Origin of the sequence: Spiractinospora alimapuensis (genome assembly GCF_018437505.1) — a bacterium.
Classification (GTDB): Bacteria; Actinomycetota; Actinomycetes; order Streptosporangiales; family Streptosporangiaceae; genus Spiractinospora; species Spiractinospora alimapuensis.
The window spans coordinates 5237460-5258296 of sequence record NZ_CP072467.1 but is presented as its reverse complement, the minus strand read 5'-3'; the positions used below and the strand labels follow the sequence as shown (position 1 = coordinate 5258296).

General features: G+C 69.6%; 17 protein-coding genes. 6 read left to right on the top strand and 11 right to left on the bottom strand.

Annotated elements, in window-relative coordinates:
• Positions 1-2: 2 nt before the first annotated feature.
• From fahA to J4H86_RS24500, 8 genes are all read right to left on the bottom strand, one after another.
• Positions 3-1244, bottom strand: coding sequence for a fumarylacetoacetase (fahA, locus tag J4H86_RS24535; RefSeq protein ID WP_236540693.1), 1242 nt, complete (start codon positions 1242-1244; stop codon positions 3-5).
• Positions 1245-1299: 55 nt separating this feature from the next.
• Positions 1300-2151 carry a hypothetical protein gene (locus J4H86_RS24530; protein WP_236540692.1) on the bottom strand — a complete coding sequence of 284 codons (852 nt, stop codon included), beginning with the start codon at positions 2149-2151 and terminating at the stop codon, positions 1300-1302.
• Positions 2152-2202: 51 nt separating this feature from the next.
• Positions 2203-3417: a homogentisate 1,2-dioxygenase gene (locus J4H86_RS24525; RefSeq protein ID WP_236540691.1), complete on the bottom strand. Its 1215-nt coding sequence runs from the start codon at positions 3415-3417 to the stop codon at positions 2203-2205.
• 73 nt (positions 3418-3490) lie between these two features.
• Positions 3491-5050, bottom strand: coding sequence for a GntP family permease (locus J4H86_RS24520; RefSeq protein WP_236540690.1), 1560 nt, complete (start codon positions 5048-5050; stop codon positions 3491-3493).
• A gap of 66 nt (positions 5051-5116) precedes the next feature.
• Positions 5117-7495, bottom strand: a complete 2379-nt coding sequence (locus tag J4H86_RS24515) for a cytochrome P450/oxidoreductase (protein WP_236540689.1) — start codon at positions 7493-7495, stop codon at positions 5117-5119.
• A 178-nt stretch (positions 7496-7673) separates the two neighbouring features.
• Positions 7674-8360 (bottom strand): IclR family transcriptional regulator, encoded by a 687-nt coding sequence (locus J4H86_RS27305; RefSeq protein WP_269134500.1) that lies wholly within the window; start codon positions 8358-8360, stop codon positions 7674-7676.
• A 222-nt stretch (positions 8361-8582) separates the two neighbouring features.
• On the bottom strand, positions 8583-10067 hold the full coding sequence (locus J4H86_RS24505; RefSeq protein WP_236540688.1) for a YfcC family protein: 1485 nt from the start codon (positions 10065-10067) through the stop codon (positions 8583-8585).
• Positions 10068-10098: 31 nt separating this feature from the next.
• Entirely contained in the window at positions 10099-11208 is a 1110-nt protein-coding gene (locus J4H86_RS24500) for an aminotransferase class V-fold PLP-dependent enzyme (protein ID WP_236540687.1), read from the bottom strand.
• A 220-nt stretch (positions 11209-11428) separates the two neighbouring features.
• Between J4H86_RS24500 and J4H86_RS24495 the strand changes: the two genes are divergently transcribed.
• The 6 genes from J4H86_RS24495 (at position 11429) to J4H86_RS24470 (ending at position 18435) form a co-directional block, all read left to right on the top strand.
• Complete coding sequence (locus tag J4H86_RS24495; RefSeq protein ID WP_236540686.1) at positions 11429-12607, top strand: M20 family metallopeptidase; 1179 nt, start codon at positions 11429-11431, stop codon at positions 12605-12607.
• 180 nt (positions 12608-12787) lie between these two features.
• Complete coding sequence (locus tag J4H86_RS24490) at positions 12788-13633, top strand: IclR family transcriptional regulator (protein WP_236540685.1); 846 nt, start codon at positions 12788-12790, stop codon at positions 13631-13633.
• A 514-nt stretch (positions 13634-14147) separates the two neighbouring features.
• Entirely contained in the window at positions 14148-15266 is a 1119-nt protein-coding gene (locus J4H86_RS24485) for a FecCD family ABC transporter permease (RefSeq protein WP_394356413.1), read from the top strand.
• Positions 15266-16042: an ABC transporter ATP-binding protein gene (locus J4H86_RS24480; RefSeq protein WP_236540684.1), complete on the top strand. Its 777-nt coding sequence runs from the start codon at positions 15266-15268 to the stop codon at positions 16040-16042. The genes J4H86_RS24485 and J4H86_RS24480 overlap by 1 nt, the downstream gene beginning before the upstream one ends.
• A 47-nt stretch (positions 16043-16089) precedes the next feature.
• Positions 16090-17058: an ABC transporter substrate-binding protein gene (locus tag J4H86_RS24475; RefSeq protein WP_236540683.1), complete on the top strand. Its 969-nt coding sequence runs from the start codon at positions 16090-16092 to the stop codon at positions 17056-17058.
• A gap of 126 nt (positions 17059-17184) precedes the next feature.
• Positions 17185-18435 (top strand): MFS transporter, encoded by a 1251-nt coding sequence (locus J4H86_RS24470; protein ID WP_236540682.1) that lies wholly within the window; start codon positions 17185-17187, stop codon positions 18433-18435.
• Position 18436: 1 nt separating this feature from the next.
• Here J4H86_RS24470 and J4H86_RS24465 read toward each other — a convergent pair whose 3' ends face one another.
• The 3 genes from J4H86_RS24465 to J4H86_RS24455 are packed head-to-tail and all read right to left on the bottom strand — an operon-like array spanning position 18437 to position 20564.
• Entirely contained in the window at positions 18437-19042 is a 606-nt protein-coding gene (locus tag J4H86_RS24465; protein WP_236540681.1) for a TetR/AcrR family transcriptional regulator, read from the bottom strand.
• Positions 19039-19524: an aromatic-ring hydroxylase C-terminal domain-containing protein gene (locus J4H86_RS24460; protein ID WP_236540680.1), complete on the bottom strand. Its 486-nt coding sequence runs from the start codon at positions 19522-19524 to the stop codon at positions 19039-19041. The genes J4H86_RS24465 and J4H86_RS24460 overlap by 4 nt, the downstream gene beginning before the upstream one ends.
• Entirely contained in the window at positions 19521-20564 is a 1044-nt protein-coding gene (locus J4H86_RS24455) for an FAD-dependent monooxygenase (protein ID WP_236540679.1), read from the bottom strand. The genes J4H86_RS24460 and J4H86_RS24455 overlap by 4 nt, the downstream gene beginning before the upstream one ends.
• Positions 20565-20837: the final 273 nt, after the last annotated feature.

The window sequence follows — 20837 nt, the reverse complement described above, 5'->3', positions numbered from 1 at the left end:
GGTCAGGTCGCGGGGAGGATCGTCCCCGTGCATTCGCCGAAGCTGATGACACTCCCGTCCGGGCCGGGGGCGGTGCCGCGGAGGGTGACCCTCTGTCCGTCGCGGAGGAAGCTGTAGTCCTCGCCGGTGGCGTCGGTGAGTGGCCGAGCGCCGCCCCAGGTGAGTTCGATGAGGGAGCCGCGCTGGTCCGGTTCGGTCCCGGAGACGGTGCCGGAACCGAGGAAGTCGCCAGGGCGCAGGGTGGCGTTGTTGACGGTCATGTGCGCGACCATCTGTGGGGCGGTCCAGTAGAGGGTGCTGGCGGGTGGGGTGGAGACCCGCTGGTCGTCGATGAGGACCTCCAATGCGATGTCCAGGCCGTAGGGCTCGGCCCGGGTGTCGTCGAGGTAGGGGGCGAGGGGCTCGTCGCGTGGCGGGGCAGGCACCCGGGCCGAGCCCAGCGCCTCCCAGGGCACCACCCAGGCGGAGATACTCGAGGCGAAGGACTTGCCCAGGTTGGGCCCGAGGGGAACGTACTCGAAGGCCTGGATGTCGCGGGCGGACCAGTCGTTGAAGAGCACCACTCCGAAGAGGTGCTCCTCCGCGGCCGATTTCAGGGAGACCTCGCCCTGTGGGGCGGAGCCGCCGCAGACGAACCCCAGCTCGGCCTCGATGTCGAGCCGGCGGGAGGGGCCGAAGCTCGGGCCCGCGTCCTTCTCCGGACGGAGGCCCTTCGGCCGGTGCAGGTCGGTGCCGGAGACCACGATGGTGGAGGACCGACCGTGGTAACCGACGGGCAGATGCTTCCAGTTCGGCTTCAGCGGGGCGTCGTCGGGGCGGAACATCCGACCGATGTTCGAGGCGTGGTTCTCCGAGGCGTAGAAGTCGACGTAGTCGGCGACGGTGAACGGCATCAGCGTCTCGACCTCCGCGAGCGGGGTCGCGGCGGCGCGCACGGTACCGGTCATGGCCGGGTCCGTGACGACTCCCCGGAGCCAGGCGCGCACCTCGGTCCACACCGTGTGGTCGGTGGCGAGCAGCGCGTCGAGGTTGGCGCGTCCCTCCACCGCGGCGCGGGCCCGCGGGGTCAGGGGGCCCGCGCCGTCGAGGAGGCTGGTGACGTCCAGAGCGTGGTCGCCGAGACGGACGGCCAACCGGCCGCTCGTCACGCTGCCCACGGGGCGGCAGGAACCGTAGGGCAGATTCTCCGCTCCGAAGCCTTCGGTACCGAGGAGCTCGGTGGCGGTGGTGGGTCGTTCCGTCATGGCGTGGTCCTTCGATCGTGCTTGTGTGGGGTTCGGTCGTGTGCGCGCGGGCCGGTCAGGCTTCGGAAAGGAGCTCGGGATCGAGCAGGCCGAGCCGCTGGAGCGACTCCACCGGCTCACCGATCGAGCAGGTCCCGAATGAGGTGAAGGAGCGACGCCATGCCCCGTCCTCCGTGAGAGGCGTCAGCTGTCCGCCGTCGGTCGACCCCAGCAGCGCCGCCACGACGGCCGTGTCGGCTCCGGCCCGGGCGGCCGCGGTCGCGGCGGCGATGTTGAGGAATCCGTGGTGGTCGAGGCCGGTCACCGTGGAGGTGAAGCGGAGTGCCTCGTGCAGGCCGGCGGTGAGCTTGAACCGTACGCCGGCCCGCACGGCACCTTGGATCACCTCGGCGAGCGTGTGCGCGCTGGGGAAGAGGTCAGCGGTGAGCCCCCCGGTCCGGAACTTCAGCCCCACTCCCCGTTTTCCCAGCATCGCCAGCGACGTCTCGTCGATCTGGTCGGCGACCAGTTCCAGCCATACGGCGGGTCCCTCGGCCACGACGTGGCCCGCGCGCTCCACGAGCGCGGGGAGGTCGTCGTCCGAGGCCGTTTTCACCTCCCAACCCGTGACCGTGATCCGGGACGCGACCTCTGTGGCGACGCGGTGGGCGTCGGTGAGCCCGCCGAGTGGCACCACCGCCGAGACCGGAACGGGCGCGGCCCCGGGGTCGATCCGGGCCAGGAGTTCGGCGGTCGCGGGCAGGTCGGCGACGGGCAGCACCATGGGGCCGACCGCGGCGGCCAGCGGTGTGGGGCGCCGAGCCAGGTAGGCACGAACGGCGTCCTCGAGCGGGGCTCGGCCGGGCGGGAAGGTCGCCGCGTCGTCGAAGAACGCCCGGTAGGTGTCCGGGACGGCAGGTGTCGGCACTGTGGGTCCTCTCTCCGGTCTGTCTCCGGTCTGTCTCCGGCTCGCGGGTGCTCAGCCCTGGCCGAGTGTGAACCGGCCACCGGTCCATGAGCCTGCGTACTTGCCGTCGTCGGCGGCCCGGCCGCCCTCCCCCAGCAGAAGCGGGCGGAAGGTGTCGACCATGACGGCGGTCTCGTCGACGGCCTGCACGCCCAAGGAGGCCTCGACCGCGCCGGGCTGGGGACCGTGGGGGTGCCCGCCCGGATGAAGCGAGATCGACCCCTTACCGATGCCGGAGCCCTTGCGGGCCTCGTAGTCACCGTCGACGTAGAACATGACCTCGTCGGAGTCCACGTTTGAGTGGTAGTAGGGGACGGGGACCGACAGCTCGTGGTAGTCCACCTTGCGGGGGACGAAGTTGCACACCACGAAGTTGGTGCCCTCGAAGACCTGGTGCACGGGCGGCGGCTGGTGCACCTTGCCGGTGATCGGCATGAAGTCGCGGATGTTGAAGACGTAGGGGTAGAGGCATCCGTCCCAGCCCACGACGTCGAAGGGGTGGTGGGGCAACGTGTGGATGGTCCCCGAGAGGCCGGACGGCCCCTGGCCGCGGTGACGGATGTAGATGTCGACGTCGGTGCCCTCGGCCAGCAGTGGTTCGGTGGGACCGCGCAGGTCGCGCTCACAGTACGGGGAGTGTTCCAGGAACTGGCCGTACCGGGAGAGGTAACGCTTCGGCGGGCCGATGTGGCTGGTGGCCTCGATGAAGTAGAGCTGAGCCAGCTCGCCCTCGCGCAGCACCCAGCGGTGGATCGTCGCCCGGGGAATGATGACGTAGTCGCCCTCGGCGACCTCGAGCGCCCCGAACTGGGTCTCGACCAGAGCCGACCCACGCTCGACGTAGACGCACTCGTCGCCCACGGCGTTCTTGTAGAGCGGCGAGGTGGTGGCCGTCCACACATAGGACAGGTGCACGTCGGCGTTGCCGAGGATCAGCCGTCGGCCGGTGACCGCGTCGAGCCCGGTCGCCTGTTCCCGGTCGAAGAGTCCGTGCAGCGCGAGGTGTCGCGGTAGAAGCGGCTCGTTGGGGGTCACGGTCAGGTCCGGCAGGGTCCACGGGCGCGCGCCGGTCAGCGCCGAGGGGATGCCTCGGTGATAGAGCAGAGACGAGTCGGAAGAGAACCCTTCCTCCCCCATCAGCTCCTCGTAGAGGATCTTGTCGTTGGTGTCGCGCAACACGGTGTGACGGTGGCGGGAAATCTCGCCGACCTGGCGGTAGAAACTCACTGTTCTTCCTCTCCTTCGCGGGGTGCGCACCGGTGTGCGCGACGGTGGCGGGCGGCGGACCGCTCCGACGGGGTCAGAAGGCTCCGAAGGCGAGCCCGAGTGCTGCCGTCACCGCTACGCCGACGAGGGGGACGAGGACGGTGACGACACCGATGTCCTTGTAGGACTCGCGGTGGGACAGGCCGCACACCAGCAGCAGAGTGATGATCGCTCCGTTGTGGGGCAGAGAGTCCAGGCCGGTGGCGGCCATCGCGGTCGCGCGGTGCATGACCTCCATGCTGATGCCTTGGTCGGCGGCGAGCACGGAGAGTTCCTCGCCGAAGGTCTCCAGGGAGATCGTCAGCCCGCCGGAGGCGGACCCGGTGACGGCGGCGATGCCGGAGGTCGAGAGGATGGAGGTGACGAGCGCGTTGTCGCTGATGGCGAAGATGCCGTCCCGGATCACCACGAACGCCGCGATCGAGGCGATGACCGCGCCGTAGCCGATCTCGCTCGCGGTGGTGGCGGCGGGCAGGACGGCGTTCTTCGCGCCCTCGGAGATACCGCTGACGAACTCGCGGATCGAGCCGAGCTTCAGCGCGAAGATGACGACGATGCCGATCACCATCCCGCTCGTCACCGACCACAGGCCGGCGACCGCGCTGAGGTCGGTGGCGCCGTAGGCGTCCTCGGCGAGGTACCTGGTGTCCAGGGCGGGGAGGATCAGATAGGTCATCAGGGCGTTGGTCAGCACGACGGCCAGGACGGGGAGCAGTCCGACGATCCCCCTTCCGGCGGTGCCGGTGGACCGCACGGGGGCTGGATCGGTCGTGGTCCGGGAGCGGGTGGCGACGGCCGTCCCCTCCCCGTCGCTCTCCTCGAGGGGCCCCGCGCCCACCTCGACGTCCGTGCGGTCCGTGCCATCGGGACGCGTCACTCCACCGCTCGCGCCCGTTTCCCCGTCGGGCCCGTGCGCGGCGCCACCGTTCCTGCGCTCGGCGTCGGTGAGGTCGGAGAAGGACTCGCCCCGGGCGCGCAGTTTGGTCCTACGCCAGTTCAGCCACGCCAGTCCCAGCGAGAACACCACGACGCCGGCGACGACGCCGAGCAGTGGGGCGGCGAAGGTGTTGGTGCCGAAGTAGAGCGTGGGAATGGTGTTGTGGATCTGCGGGGAACCGGGCAGCGCCGCCGTGGCGAACGTGAAGATCCCCAGCGCGATCGCCGCCGGCATCAGCCGCCGCGGAATGTCGGCCTTCTCGAACAGCGCCATGGCGATGGGGAAGATACTGAACACCACGACCCACGCGCTCACCCCGCCATAGGTGAGTAGCGCCGTCGCCAATACCGTCACCAGAATTGCGCGGTTGGGGCCCAGCGCGCGGGAGATCCAGTTCGCGAGGTCCTGCGCGAACCCGCTGAGCGACATGAGCTTTCCGAAGATCGCCCCCGTCACGAACAGCGGGAAGAAATTCGCGATGAATCCGCCCATCGCCGGCATGAAGATCTGCGTGTAGGACGCCAATACCGGTGCCCCGGCGAAGAGAATGGCGACCAGCGCGGCCAACGGCGCGACCGCGACCACGGAATGTCCGCGATATGCCAGAGTGATGAGCAGGATAAGTGACAGGGCGATGCCCGTCAGACCGAGTACCATAGCGCCTTCAATTCTGCACTGCTTGCTTTCGCAGGCATGGGGTTGGGGGGATCGCGGGCGTAGGCCTTAGAGACCCAGAACGATCCGGTCGTTGACGGAGCGCGAGCAGCATGCCATCATTCGGTCGCCGCGACGCCGCTCCGCCGGAGTCAGAACCACGTCTCGATGGTCGATCTCTCCGTCGAGAACGGGAATCTCGCAGGTGCCGCAGAGCCCTTCCTCGCAATTGGAGGGAATGGGGTATCCGGCGTCGCGCAATGCGCGGAGCACGGTCTTGTCCCGGGGAACTCGCACTTCACGGGCGGAGTCCTCGAGCACGAGGGAGAAATCGCGTTCCTTTTCCGGATCCAGCCCGCCGACGGTCGACGCGAAATGTTCGAAGACCATGGCCCCTTCCGGCCAGTCGGCGCTGGCCTCGTCCAGCGTGTCGATCATTCGCTGGGGGCCACACGCGTAGACGTGCAGGGCACCGGCCTTGGCCTCGGCGTCAACGGACGTCAACAGGTGGGTAAGGTCGGCGCGTTCTCCGTCGCCGGCACAGTGGATCCGCAGGTTGTCGCCATGAGTGTGGGTGAGTTCCTCCAGGAACGCCATCGAGTCCCGGCGTCGCCCCAGGTAGTGCAACTCGTAGGGGACGTCGTTCCGGCGCGCCCAGTCCGCCATCGTCCGGATGGGAGTGATGCCGATGCCTCCGGCGACGAGGAGCAGCCGGGCTGGTGTCTCGGGGAGGCGGAAGTGGTTGCGGGGCCCGCGGACGGCGAGGGTGTCGCCCTCGCCGACGTTCTGGTGGATCCAGGCGGATCCCCCGCGTGACTCCTCCTCCTTGAGGACCGCGATCTCGTAGTACTGGGGGCGGCCCCCGCTCACCGGGCAGCCCCCGGTGGTGGCGCCGGCGTCCGAGGGCCCACACAGTGAGTACTGTCGCACGAGGCCGGTGTCGCCACAGACGACGCTCACGTGCGCGCCAGGGGTGAACCGTGGGAGCGGGGTGCCGTCGGCGCTGGACATCCGGATGTGACGCACCCCGTCGGCGGCGTCGGTGACCCGGTCGACGCGCATGGGCCGGGTGCGGTGCTCCTCGGTGGGCTCCCCGATGTTGACCGTGAGCTGGGGGTCGAGAACGTTGGGGTCCACGCGTTCGGGGTTGAGCGCGGGGTCCCACTCCACCCACAGGTGTTCCGGGCCGCGGAACGACGTGTTGGGCACGTAGGTGAACTCCTGCTCGGCGAGCCGCATGTGCGGGAGCCGGCGGGTGAGTTCTTCCAGGAAGACCTGCATCTCCATCCGGGCCAGGTTCTTGCCCAGGCACTGGTGCGCACCGTAGCCGAAGGTGAGGTGCTCGTTGGACTCGTCGCGGTGGATGTCCACCAGGTGCGGGTCCTCGAAGCGGCGGGGATCGTGGTTTCCGGACGCGGAGACCATCAGGATCCGGGACCCCTCAGGGATCTCCACTCCCCCGACCGTGGTGTCGCTGGTGGTGATGCGCCGCCACGCCGCCTGGGAGCCGTTGTGGCGCAGGCACTCCTCGACGGCGTTGGGGATCAGGGCGGGGTCCTGGCAGAGCCGCTCCCAGGTGTGCCGGTTCTCCAGGAGGAGTTTCACGGCGTTGGCGCTGGCGTTGGCGGTGGTCTCGTGGGCGGCGACGATGACCGCCATCATCATCGAGTGTAGGTAGGAGTCGGTGACGACGTCGGGGGCGTCGCGCTGTTTGCGCACCGCGTACTGCATCCAGCCCTCTTCGTCGGGGTGGCGGCGCATGTGCTCGAGTACCTGTCCGGAGTACTGCCAGAACTTGCCGACCGCGTGGGCGACCGCCACCTGGTCCTCGGGTTTGGGCCGGCCCCAGGTGTTGACCGTGTGGGCGATGGAGTAGCGGCGCAGCGTGGGCTTGTCCTCGTCGGGGACGCCCAGGAAGTCCAGGGCGACCGTCAGCGGGATCTCCCAGAACATCTGGTCGACCAGGTCCGCACGGCCCTCGTCCACGAACGCGTCGACGTACTGGCGGGTCAGCCTGCGCACCATCGCCTCGTGGTGCGCGAGGTGTTCCACGTCGAAGGGCCCCATGAGCGCCCGCCGTCTGGCCATGTGCTGCGGTTCGTCCTCATTGACCAGCGTCCGCTTCATCCCGTAGTCGTAGGACGCGAGCACCGCGTTGGCCTCGTCCGACGTCGGCGTGATCTTCTCCAACGCCACCGACGGCGAGAACGTCTCGTTGTCGCGGAAGATCGCCTTGATGTCCTCGTAACGGGTGACCACCCAGTAGTCGAGTTTCGGGCTGTAGAAGACCGGCGCCTCTTCCCGTGACCAGGCGACGTAGGCCGGCGGATCCTGCTGGTAGCCGTCACTGAAGGGGTCGAACTCCGCCGCCCGCGCCGAAATGAACGGGCAACCGCCTGAGGCGGCATCCCTCGACCCTGTGTCGGTTTCCCGCTGGACAGCACCCATACACCCACCCGCTCTTACACATATCGCGCACTCCGTGACACTTATCGCACAACGTAGCGCGTGTCACACTCCCACACAAGGGGGTGATCGGCGCGGGGGTACGCGTGAGGAGCGGAGACGCGAAGGCGTGCCGCGAGGAGTGTGGAACGGTGGTGCTATCGTCCGGCCAGCGGGCCGCTCAGGAACTCACCAGCAGTTCCCGCAGTTCGCCACGCACCTTGTCCAGGTGTGGAAGAACGTCCTCGACGCTCAGGTCCGACAGTCCGCCGAGGCGAATCACGCCAACCGACGCCTCGATCTGCAGGGCGTCGAACTCCCCCAACCCGACCGCGACACCCACGGCTCCGGGCTGGTTCTCTCCGGACGTGACGCAATACCCGCGCTCGCGCGCCGTACGCACGGCCTCAGAATCCCCGTCGCGGGGCGGCCGCTGGGCGAGAATCGCGATTCCGTCCGCGCCCCGCCGCAGGGGATGCCGGAATCCCACCTGGAACCGAATCCCCAACGACTCGATCGCCACCGGCTCGGCGACCGCCAGCGCCAACGCCTCCCCCGAGTCCTCCACCGAGAGAAACGCCGTCATCCCCACCTCGTTGGCCAGACCCTGAATCACCGGCTGCGAAACCACCCGGAACTGCGCCATGAACCGGTGGCTCACCGCCAACACCCCAGACCCGAGCCGGTAGTTCCCATCCGTCCCACGCCGCGCGAACCGGCGACTCTCCAACGTCTCCAGAATCCGATAGGCGGCGGCCCGGTGAATATCCAGCGCGGTGGCAAGCTCCTGCACAGTGATCCCGTCACTGGCACGAGAAATGACGTTGATCGCCTCCAGACCCCGATCCAGCGTCCTCAACGTCGCCATGCGCGCACCCTGCCCACTCCCGGTGATGGAACCTGGTAAAGCCTATCCGGCAGGAGTCTTCCACATATCGCGCAAGCGATAGCGGATATCGCACACCCCTCGCGCCGGCCGGTTGGGAGGCGCTCTCGACGGGGCGACGCGTGTACCCACTCTCGGCGGACGTCACAGGCGTCTGGAACGAGTGCGGCGGCGCTGAGGTCGCTCCGACCAGGCTCTCACTGCCTACACCGGTCCCCAGCCGATGGCGTGGGCGATCATCAGGGTGGTGGTGCCCATGGCGAGCCAGATGAGCATGAGGGGCCACATGAAGCGGATCCAGCGGGTCCAGGGGATGCCGGCGAGGGCGAGGCAGGCCATGAAGTAGCCGGAGGTGGGGTAGAAGACGTTGGCGAAGCCGTCGCCGATCTGGAAGGCGAGCACCGCGGTCTGGCGGGTGACGCCGACGATGTCGGCGAGGGGGGCCATGATCGGCATGGTGATGATCGCTTGGCCGCTGCCGGATGGCACCAGGAAGTTGAACAGTGCCTGCACGATGAGCATGCCGATGGGGGTCAGGAAGGTGGGCAGAGCCTGGGTGACCGTGGCGAGGCCGTGGACGATGGTGTCCAGGATCTCGCCGTCCTCCAGGACCACGGCGACGGCGCGCGCGACCCCGACGATCACCGCGCCGAGCAGGACGCTGCGCATTCCCTCGGTGAAGGACTCACAGACCTCCGTGGTGCTCAGCCCGACGATGAGGCCGACCACGACGCCCATCGCGATGAACAGGCCCGCCATCTCCAACATGAACCAGCCCCGGCCGAGAACTCCGTAGAGCAGCAGGGCGAAGAACCCGAGAAGCACCGCTATACCGAGCTTCTGCCGCCGGCTCGCCGTGAGCGCCTCCGACTCGTTGATCCCGGCGGCCCCCGGGATCTCCTCGCGCTTCTTCTTGTCCTCGGCGTGCACCAGGCTGCGTTCGGGGTTTCGTCGGACCTTCGCCGCGTAGCGCATCACGTACAGCACGGCAGCGGTGACGGCGGCGATGAGCAGGACGAACCGTAGACCCATCCCGGAGTAGAGCGGAATCCCGGCGATCTCCTGGGACAGCCCGACTGTCACCGGGTTGGTCAGCGCGGCGGTGAAACCTGCCGCGGTCGCGCACAGGGCCGTGGCGGCGGCGGTGATCGAGTCGAACCCCAGCGCCAGCATGAGCGGGAGGATCACCGGGATGTAGACGAGGCTCAGTTCCGGGGTGCCGATGAACGTGGCGAGGACGGCGAAGGGAACCATCAGCAGCGGGATGATGAGCAGTCCGCGATGGGCGAAGCGACGCGCGAGCCGGTCGACCGCGAGGTGGATGATGCCGGTGGCGCGCAGAACCATGAACGCGCCACCGATCATGAGGCAGAACATCACCACTTCGCCGGCGTCGACGATCCCTCGCGGAATCGCGGTGAGGAACCCCATGGGGCTCACCGGGGACGCGTCGACGTACCGGAAGGAGTCGGGGTCGACGACGTCGTGGCCCTGCGGGCCGGGGAGCATGTCGTAAGCCCCGGCGGGGACCAGATAGGTCGCCGCCGCCGCCATGGAGATGACCGCGAAGATGATGACGTAGATGTGCGGGATGCGTGCCGCGCCGGACTTCTTGGATCTGGTCGCTGAGCCGTCGACGCCGTCTGGTTCTCTGGTGTTCTCGGTGTCTTCCTGGGAGTACGTGCTCATTGGTTGTCTCCAGACTGCGCTGTGGCGAGAGCTACTTCTGCTCAAGAGACCGCTGACGCACGCTGGTCAGCGCGTGTAGGGCGGCATCGACGTCGGTGCTGTCGTTGAACAGGTGGAACGAGAAGCGAACCAGGTGGGCGCGCGCGGCGGCCCGCACACCCATCGCGGCGAGTCCGGCCACCGTTCGCGCGGGTGCACGGTCGGGAACCGCGATGATCGGCGAGGGCTGGTCCTCGGGCGCGACCGCGATCCCGGCGGTGGCGAGCCCGTCGCGCATGCGTCTGCCGAGCTCGACGGAGTGCGTGTCCAGCACCGAGGTCGGGAAGCCGGACAGGAGGTCGAGGCCCGCCGTGGCACCCACCAGGGCGGGCCAGGCCAGCGGTTGGTCGAAGCGCCGTGCGTCCGGCCAGGGGCGGTAGTCGGACCCGTAGTGGCGGGCGTCGGCGGCGGACTCCGGTGAGGCGAGCAGGGGCGCGACCTTCTCCCGCAGCCCCGATCGCACCATCAGGTAGCACACCCCCCGCGGGCCGAGGAGCCACTTGTACCCCACGGCGGCGATGACGTCCGCCCCGGAACCGGCCAGGTCGGCGTCCACACCGAAGGACTGGCTGGCGTCGACGTACACCAGCGCGCCGTGTCGGTGCGCGTGGTCCACGACGCGGGGCAGGTCCACGCGCAGCCCGTCCGCCGACTGCACGCTGGACACGGCCACGAGGTCGACGCCGTCGTCGATCGCGTCGAGCAGGCGGTCTGTGGTGGCCGGCGCGGCCACGATCCGGGCGCGGGACCGGGGACGGGACTGGGTCCAGGGCAGCAGGTTGGCGCGGTACTCCTGCTCCGGGACGACCACGGTGGCCTCACGCAACGCCTGGGCGACGATGGTGGCGGCCGCGACCTGGGAGGGCACCAGCGCGACGTCGGCGGCGTGGACGTCGAGGAGCTCCGCCACGCGGGCCCGCGCCTCCTCGCCCCGCTCCTCCCAGCGTGTGTGGTCCGCGACTCCACGGGCCCACTTCTGGGTGGCGTGGGCCGTCGCCACGGCGGCGGCCCGTGGCCCCACACCCTGGGTCGCGGTGTCGAGGTAGCTGCCCTCCAGGTCGGGGAAGTGGCCCACCCTGGTCGCCCGCCCCGGGGACGTCAACGGACCCACCCGCCGCGCTCGGGGACACGGCCCCGCCAGCCTGCCCCGTGGATCGCGGCGACGACCCCGGTCCGCCGTGTCGCCCAGCGCACTGTCATGACGTCTCCTCGGTGCTCGGCTGAGCATGATCTCACATAATTGATCTCCACTTCCAAATAAAAATAGAAAATGAAACACTCTGTCAATACTGAGCACGACATCGTTGTTGAGGAGCGCAACCGTGACCACGCCGCCGGTACTGGACCTGACCCACCAGCTCGTCGCGATCGACTCGCAGAACCCCGGCGTCGGCGAGAGCGAGATCGCCGCGTTCGTCCGTGACCACGCCACGGGACGCGGGCTGGACGCACGTGTTGTGGAGACCGCGGAGGGACGGTGCAACGTTCTGGTGGAGGCCGACGCGGGGTCCGGTCCGCACCTCGCGCTCTCCGGGCACCTGGACACCAAGCCGATCGGTGACGGCCTGTCGGCGTGGCGAACCGACCCACTGACGCTCACCGTCGACGGCGACCTCGCCTACGGTCTCGGGAGCTCCGACATGAAGGGCGCCGTCGCGGCGATGCTCCTCGCGGCCGAACGCTGGGCCGAACGGGCACGTCAGGGCAGACTCTCCCTGATCCTCACCGCGGACGAAGAGGCCGGGAGCGTGTACGGCGCCCAGGAGCTGTCGAGCCGTGGCCTCGTCGACGCGGACGCGATCGTGATCGGGGAGCCCTCCGGCGTCAGTGATCCCTGGGAGGCTCTGTATGTCGTCTCACGCGGCATCTGTTGCTTCGAAGTGGTCATCAGGTCCCAACAGGGCCACAGCGGACTGTCCGAACGTCTGCCGACGAGCGCGACCGTGGCCGCCGCCCGAGCCACTCTGGCGCTGTCGGGCTTCGAACCGAGTGTCGCCAAGCCCTCGTCGCTGAAGAGCCGGCCGACGGTGAACGCCGCCGTCCGCACCGAGGGGGGCGTGTTCTTCGGCGTGCACCCCGGGGAGGCCTCGGTCGCCTGCGACATCCGCACCGTTCCGGGGATGGACCGCGACGAGCTGGACCGGGAGTTGCGGGCCCTGCTCGCCGACGCCCTTCCCGACGACGTCACCTGGGATCTGCGCTACGTGCCCGGGTCCCTCGGCTGGATGGAGTCCGCCGAACTCGATGTGGACAATCCGGTGCTGCGGGCGGCACAGACCGCGTGCGGCAGTGTCCTCGGTCGGGAACTGCCGCTCGCGGCGTACCCGGGCGGCACGGACGCGACCCACTTCATCCGGACCGCCGGGGTGCCCACCATCGCCGCTCTGGGCCCCGGATGGTTGTCCGTCGCGCACGGGCCGAACGAGTGCGTCGGCGTCGGCCAGTTGGAGCAGGCGGTCGACCTGTACGAGGAACTGGCGCGGGAGTACACGGGCAACTGAGCTCCGCCGGTCCGGAACGCGCCCCCATGCCCCCGCGTCCCAGCGCACCATGGGCGTGGGACACGGGACCGGCCCGACGCCTCAGTGGGGAGGGCGACGACTATCCTCGAGAGCGCACAGCACTCGACGCGACGGGACCGTTCCGACGGGGTGCCGACTCTGCTGATGGAGAGCGAGGTCATGTCAGAACACGGCGTCAGCCCCGGCGCGATCGATGAGGCGTCCAAGGAGTCCAAGAACGGGCGAGCCCGAAACCTGGTCCGGGCCTTCACGTTGCTCGACGCCCTGGCCAGCGATCAACGTGGTCTTCCGCTCGCCGAGCTCGCCCGCGGCACCGGCGTTCCCGAGGCCACGGCGCACCGGCTGCTGCACGTGCTGGCCGACCTCAACGTCGTCCGCGTGGGGGACAACGGCCGGTGGCGCGTCGGTCGCCACTGTCTGGAGCTGGGCGTCGCCTACCTGGAGTCCGTCGAACTACGCTCCGAGGCACGTGGAACCCTCCAGCGGCTCAACGACGAGACCGGCGAGACCTGCGCTCTCGGGGTGCTCGACGACGACCGCGTGGTCTACGTGGACAAGATCGACAGCCCCCTGCCGGTGCGCACCAACTCCCGCCTGGGGCGCTCCAACCCCGCGACGACGACGGCTCTGGGACGCGCCATCCTCGCCTGGTCCCCGGCACCGGACGTCGAGGCGATCCTCACCGAGCCGATCCCCCAGCGCACGGAGAGGACGATCGTCGATCCGGCCGCCCTGCGCGAGGAACTGCGTCGGTGCCAGACCCGTGGCTACAGCGTCGACATCGCCGAGAACGAGGAAGGCATCAACGGGGTCGGCGCGCCGATCATCGACTATCGAGGCGCCGTCGTCGGCGCCATCTCCGTGGCCGGCCCCGCGAGCCGCCTCACCGAGGACGACGTCGCCCGCGTCGGAGCGATGGTCGCCGAGGCCACCACCGAACTCTCGCACACGCTGGGTTTCTCGCCCCGGGTCCGCGACGCCGTCCAGGCCCGGACCCAGGCGTAGCGGGCACTCGCCCGTCCCGCCCGGCCCACTCCCCGCGACGATGCGCTCGGCGCGCGACTTCCCTCTTCGCACCGCCGGTGGACATAGGGCGTGGCCTCCCCCGACGGCCACACCCACTCCCCGGGCGTGCGTGGGCACGCCCGGTGGAGGACGCCGCACGTGTGACCGCGTCGTCGGGACGACACAACACACGGGGTGCGCCTCATGGGCCGTGGTCGGTCGTGCCCTCACTATGGAGTGCGCCGGCATCGCCCCCTCCGACCTGAGAACCGGATGGAGCGCCTTCCCCGGCCCGGACTCGGAGTGACACGCGACGCACTCCTTCGGCCGCACCGGGTCAGCGACGTGCGTCTCCGAGGAGGCCAGCCCCTACGGAATGCCTGGTGCCTTGGGATGGAGTCACCCCGGCCGCTCATGCCCGACCCTCTCTCCGTTCCCGACGCCGGGTGGCGAGTAGGGAGAAACCGTCCTCTATAGTGAAAACCGTTTTCGTTTTCACTACCAGGAGGTTGGCGTGCAACGCCTGTCCCTCTCCCCCGCGGAAACGCCGACGGCGGACCCGACGCCGACGGCGCGCCCCTCACCCCCATTCCTGACCACACGCACCGGTCAGGCGATCAACGCGACGGTCCTGACGGTCCTGCTCGCCATCTCGGTGGTCCTGGCGATCGGCCTCGGCCCCGCCTCCGTCCCACCAGGCGACACCCTGAGGTTCCTGTGGGCCGCGCTCACGGGCGGGATCATCCAGCCGGAGGAGACCGTCCGGTACCAAATCATCTGGCAGATCCGCACCCCACGGGTCCTGCTCGCTGCGATCGTCGGAGCGGGACTGGGGGTCGTCGGGGTCGCGGTTCAGGCGATGGTGCGCAACCCCCTGGCCGACCCCTACATCCTCGGCGTCTCCTCCGGCGCGTCCGTGGGTGCGGTGCTGGTCAGCACCCTGGGGGCGCTCTCGGCACTCGGGGTCTACGCGGTCTCCGCCGGGGCCTTCCTCGGCGCGCTCGCCGCCATGCTGCTCGTGTACGTAGTCGCGTCCGGCTCCACGGGTGTGTCGCCCCTTCGCCTGGTCCTCACCGGAGTGGCTCTCTCGTTCGGCTTCCAGGCGGTGATGAGCGTGATCATCTACCTGGCGCCCAGCAGCGAGGCCACCGCGACTGTCCTCTTCTGGACCATGGGGAGTTTCGGCGCCGCCAACTGGGGCTCGCTTCCCGTCGTGGCTCTCGTCGTGGTCGTCGGGATCGTGGTGGTGCGTTCGCTGGCCCGCCCCCTGGACGTCATGACGCTCGGCGACGAGACGGCGGCCAGCCTGGGCATCGCCGCCGACCGAACCCGCAAAACGCTCTTCACCGTCACCGCGATCATGACCGGCGCCATGGTCGCGGTGAGTGGAGCGATCGGCTTCGTCGGGCTCGTCGTGCCACACATCGTCCGCATCGTGTTGGGTGCCGGCCACAGACGCGTGCTCGCCGTCGCCCCCTTCGTCGGCGCGCTGTTCATGGTGTGGGTGGATCTCGTCTCCCGCGTCGCGGTAGCACCGCGCGAGCTCCCTCTGGGCGTCCTCACCGCGCTGATCGGGGTCCCGGCGTTCATCATCCTCCTGCGCCGCAGGGGCTACCTGTTCGGAGGCCGCTGATGGATCTGCGCGCCGAGGACCTGTCGGTGGAGATCAGCGGGAAACGGATCCTGCACGGACTCAACCTGGACGTCCGGGACGGCGGAGTCGTCGGCCTGGTCGGGCCCAACGGATCCGGCAAGTCGACCGCCCTGCGGTGTGTGTACCGAGCGCTGCGGCCGAGACACGGAACGATCTGGGTCGGCGGCGAGGACCTGTCCTCACTGAGCCTGCGAGCGAGCGCCCAACGGGTCGCGGCCCTCACCCAGGAAGGCGGCAGCGACCTCGACTTCACAGTGGAGGAGGTCGTCGCGCTCGGACGAGCCCCGCACCAACGCGGCAACCGAAGACTCGACGAACGCGAACGCGCACTGTGCCAGCGGTCCATGGAGCTCCTGGAGGTCGACCACCTGGCCCGGCGCGGAATCCTGGAGCTGTCCGGTGGCGAACGCCAACGGGTGCTCGTCGCTCGAGCCCTGACGCAGGAACCCCAGGTGCTCGTCCTCGACGAACCCACCAACCACCTGGACCTCCGGCACCAGATCCGCCTCCTGAGCCTCATCGGGGCCGCGGGAGTCACCGTGCTCGTCGTCCTCCACGACCTCAACCTGGCGGCGGCGGCCTGTGACCAGATCGGCGTGCTGGCCGATGGGCGACTGGTCGCCTCCGGTGCCCCGTCCCATGTCCTCACCCCGGAACTGGTCCGTGACGTCTTCGGCGTCGACGCCGTCGTCCTCCCCCACCCGCTCACGGGCTCTCCACAACTACTGTTCCGCCTCCACGAGAAGGATTCATGATGTCTTTACTCCCTCCCCTTCCTCGCACAACGCGCGGCACCACGCGTATGACCTGCGCGCTCTCAGTGTTCGCGGTCCTCCTCACCGGCTGTGGCGCCCAGGTCGCCGGCGACGGCGAGGCGGGAGGATCGGTCACGGTCCCCCGCTGCGGTGAGGATGTCGACTACACGACCCCTCAGCGGGCCGTGGCCTACGAAGGCGGAAGCGCCGACAAACTGTTCGCGCTGGGACTGGCGGATCAGGTCCACGGCTACGTGATGCCGCCGGCCAACCCTCCGGTGGAGGAGTCTCCCTGGGCCGACGACTACGCACAGGTGGAGTTCCTCGGCGACGACCTGTTGAACCGGGAACTGGTGGTCGACGCCGAAGCGGACCTCGTCGTCGCCGGCTGGAACTCCGGATTCAGTGACGACCGAGGCATCACGCCGGAGATCCTGGACGGCCTCGGCATCCAGAGCTTCATGCACACCGAGTCCTGCTACAACTACCCCGGACACCCGGAACGGGTCACGCCGTTCGACGGTCTCTACGCCGACCTGGAACGCCTGGGGCAGATCTTCGGCGTGGAGGAACGCGCGGAGGAGCTCATCACCGACTATCAGGAGCGTGTCGCCGCCGTGGAGGAACAGGCACCGGCGGGCGACCCGGTCCCCGTGTACCTCTACGACTCGGGCGACGACCAGCCGTTCACCGCGGGCAGCCAGGTTCCGCCCAACGACATCATCTCCCACGCCGGGGGACGCAACATCTTCGCCGACCTCGACGAACGCTGGACGCAAGTCGGCTGGGAGGCCGTGGTCGAGGCGGAGCCCGAGGTCATCATCATCCTCGACTATGGGGAGGAGTCCGCCGAGGACAAGATCGACTTCATTTCCTCCTCGCCCACGCTGGCGGAGGTGCCGGCGGTCGTCGACGAGAACTTCTTCGTCCTCGACTACAACGAGGGGATCTCCGGCCCACGCAACATCGACGGCCTGGAGAGCTTCGCCGACTACCTGCGGGAGCTCCAAGACTGAACGGCCCCCCGCCCCCGGGGATGTGTGAACACCCCCGGGGGCGGGCCCTCCTCTCCGGAGCGACCACCCCAGTACGGACCACCCAACCGTCCCCCACGCAGCCCTGACAGAAAGCGCGTCCCGTCGATGACTCCGCGGAGCAACGAGCCCACCACCCATGACACTCGCCCCGCGGGTGGGCCACTCATCCGATCCAGCCCCTTCCTCCTCCTGTGGAGCGCAACCACGGCGTCCGGTCTCGCGACCTGGGCGATGCCGTTCCTGCTCGGCCTCGCGGTGCTGGACGGCTCGCTCACGGCGGCGGGGCTGGGCGTCGTCCTCGCCGCCCGAACCGTCGGCTTCCTGGTCTGTGTCCCCGTGGGCGGGGTGCTCGCCGACCGCCACTCCCGTCGGGCCGTGGTCCTGTGCTCCGGACTCGCCGCTGCCGCGGCCACACCGGTGATGGTCGCCGGGCTCGGTACGTCCCTGGCCCTCGCGGCTCTCGCCGCGTCGGTGGTGGGCGCGGGGCAGGGAGCCTGCCGTCCCGCCTTCCAGGCACTGACCGCGGAGGTCGTCGCGCCGGACAACCGACAGCGCGCGAACGCGGCGATCACGCTCTCGGTTCGTGTCGCCACATTGGTGGGGCCGGGTACCGCCGCGCTGCTGTCGGCGTTCGTCGCGAGCTCCACACTGCTCCTGGCGACATCCGCGCTCTGGCTGGCCGCCGCGTTGTTGCCACGTTCCGGCGCTCGCGCCCCCGAGCGTCCCTCCGACAGGGCGCCGGTGGCCAGGGAGTTCGCCGAGGGGTTGGCCGAGGCCCGTCGACACCCGTGGTTCCTGCCGGGGCTCGCGGCGCTCACCGCCGTGATCGCCACCGGGTACTCCGCGACCGGGGTCCTTCTGCCGTTGGCGAGCAAGGAGTACTACGGCACGGAAATGGTGTTGGCGGGCGCGCTCACGGCGTACACGGCCGGCGCCCTCATCGGGGCGTTGGTGGTCGCCCGCTGGTCACCGACTCGGCGCGGATGGGCCGCCCTCGCGGGTCTCGGCCTGTACGGGTTCGCGCCCCTCAGCCTGGTCGTCGAGCTCCACCCTCTCGTCGTCATCGCGGCCTACGTCGTGGCCGGCGTCGGGATCGAGCTCTTCAACGTGCCGTGGTTCACCGCGGCCCAACGCGAGGTGGACCCGGGCAAGCTCGCCCGTGTGTCCTCCCTGGACTTCCTCCTCTCCTACGGCATGGCTCCCGTGGGACTGGCACTGATCGCTCCCGCGGCACAGACCTTCGGCATGGAACCGGTGCTCATCGCCTGCGCGGTGGCGTGCTTCGTCGCCCCCGCCCTCGCTGGACTGGCTCCCGGGGCGCGGACCTTCACCACCCCGGACCGACACGGCTCCTGACTCAGTCCGACACCGCGGGCAACAGCCCAGCCTGCCGGTAGACGGACCGGAGGTATCGCTCGGCCTCGGACCTGTCCAGGGGACGAGGCTGGAGAACGCGGTAGGTGACGGCCCCGACCATCATGTCGATGAGGATGTCGAAGTCGGCGTCGGAGGGAATGAGGCCCTCGGCGACGGCGCGGGTGAGGAGAACCTCGGCCACGCGACGACGAGGAAGGATGTGGTTGTCCCAGTACGCCGCCATGATGCGGGGGTGGGTCTGGGCGGAACCCAGGGTCTGGGCCAGCATGGCGCGGAACCCGGGGTGCACCATGGCCTCGACGGCGGGCGGGATCACCCGCTCCACGGCCTGGGCGACGGTGTCGCCGTGGGGTTCGGGGATGTCGCCGCGTCGAGCCTCGATGGCCTGGGCGATCAGCTCCTCCTTCGCGGACCAGCGCCGGTAGACGGTGAGTTTGCCGACTCCGGCCCGGGCGGCGATCGCCTGCATGCTGGCCGCCTCCGCACCTCCTTCGACGAAGAGGTCCAAGGCGGCGTCGAGGATCGCACGGTCGGTCTCGGGGTCGCGGGGACGTCCGCGGCCGGGATGTCGTGCTGGCGCGGTCATCGGATGCGTCCTGTCCGCAGCAGAGCGTCCAGTGTCCCGGCCGGGCCGTCGCCGTCGGCGTCGCCACGCCAGAGGAGATGGGCGTCGGGCCGGACCAGTAGGTGGTCGGTGAGCCCTCGGGCCTGGGGGCGCAGAGTGACCACGTGGTCGCCCAGGCGGGCACGCGCGGCGTCGGCCGTCGGCGGGAGGTCGGTCGGGGTGAGGAGCACCCAGTGGCGGCCGAGCTCACTGTGCAGCCGGGTCTCGGTTCCGTCGGGGCGAAGACAGGGCAGGTCGGGAACCCGGTCCCCCACCCCTGGGCGTCCGGACGACAGCAGCGCGCGGTGGCCGCCCAACGGACCCTTGCGGTAGCTCACCCCCAGTTGGGAGGCGATCTTGGTGGCCCAGCGCTGGACGGGCGACAACCCGATCACGCCGAGGAGCACGTGCTCGCGGAAATACCGCAGGATGGCCCCTTCGCCGAGCTGGATCCGGGAGTTCACGTCGTGGTGCGTAGGACGCTCTCGGCGAGCGGACGGCGTTCCTCCTGGTAGGTGTCCAGGAGGTCCGGGGTGGCGAGGCCGCGCTGCACCAAGGCGAGCTTCCAGGCGAGGTTCTCGGCGTCCCCGACCCCAGTGAGCATCCCTTGCCCGCCCATGGGTGAGTGGATGTGCGCCGCGTCGCCGGCGATCAGTACCCGTTCCCGCCGGTAGGTGTTCGCCAGGCGACGGTGGATGCGGAAGACGGACGACCAGGTGGCGTCGTGGACGTGGATGTCGGAGATCCGGGTCCGCTCGGGGAGGATCCGCCGCAGGCGCTCCAGGATCTCGTCGGTGGTGAGCTGGGTGTCGGCGAGCCCGGGTTCGTAGGCCATCAGGCGCCAGATGATGCCAGGCCCGTCGGGGTCGCGCATCGGCAGGGCTCCGAGCACACCGTCGGCGTGGAGCCAACCGTAGGAACCGTTGGGTTCCAGGGGCCAGTCCAGGTGAACGTCCGCCAGCAACCAGGTGTCGGCGACGGGCGTGCCGGGGAACGGTTCTCCGATGAGCTTGCGCGTGGTGGAGTGCGCCCCGTCGGCACCGACGACCCACTGGGCACGGATGCGCGACCCGCCGGACACCGACGCGTCCACCCCGTCGGGTTCCTGGTGGAGGGCCTCGAGCCGTGTCCCCCACTCCACCTCTGTCCCCAGGTCGGCCAGGCGTTCCCGGAGGGATTCCTCCACCCGTGACTGCGGGGCCAGCAGAGCGGGACGGCTGGTGCGTAGGCCGACGTCCCCGAACCGCACCACCGACACCGGCTCACCCGCGACATGCACCGTGATGGTGAGAGCGGAGATCGCGCTCTCCGCCAGGTCCCCCAGCGCGCCCAGCCGGTCCAGCACCTCGGCGCCTCGAGCGTGCATGAAGTTGGCTCGTGAGCTGCGGGACGGGGCTTCGTTGGCGTCGATGACCCGAACCGACACCCCCTGCAGCCGCAGGGCGCACGCCGCGGTCAACCCGGTGGGACCGGCCCCCACAACCAGTGCCTCGGTGTCTGTCATGGCCGCCCGCCTCCTTATTTATTAACGGAACGGTACCGTAAACAAAATACTCCCGACCGAGGTCCTGAGCAAGCGCCAACCCTGGGTGAGGGATCCGATCACCCAGCGCGAGAGATCCAGGACGTGCCGCCGACACGTCGGAGCCACAGTTGCGAGGAAGGAGCGAGGGTGAGCGGGATGCCCGGACCAACGTGCCGGACCGCCCCGCACCCGCCCCAACACCAGCACGACGCCCGCGCCGCTCAGCCGCGATGAGGTCCGCCGGGCGCGGGG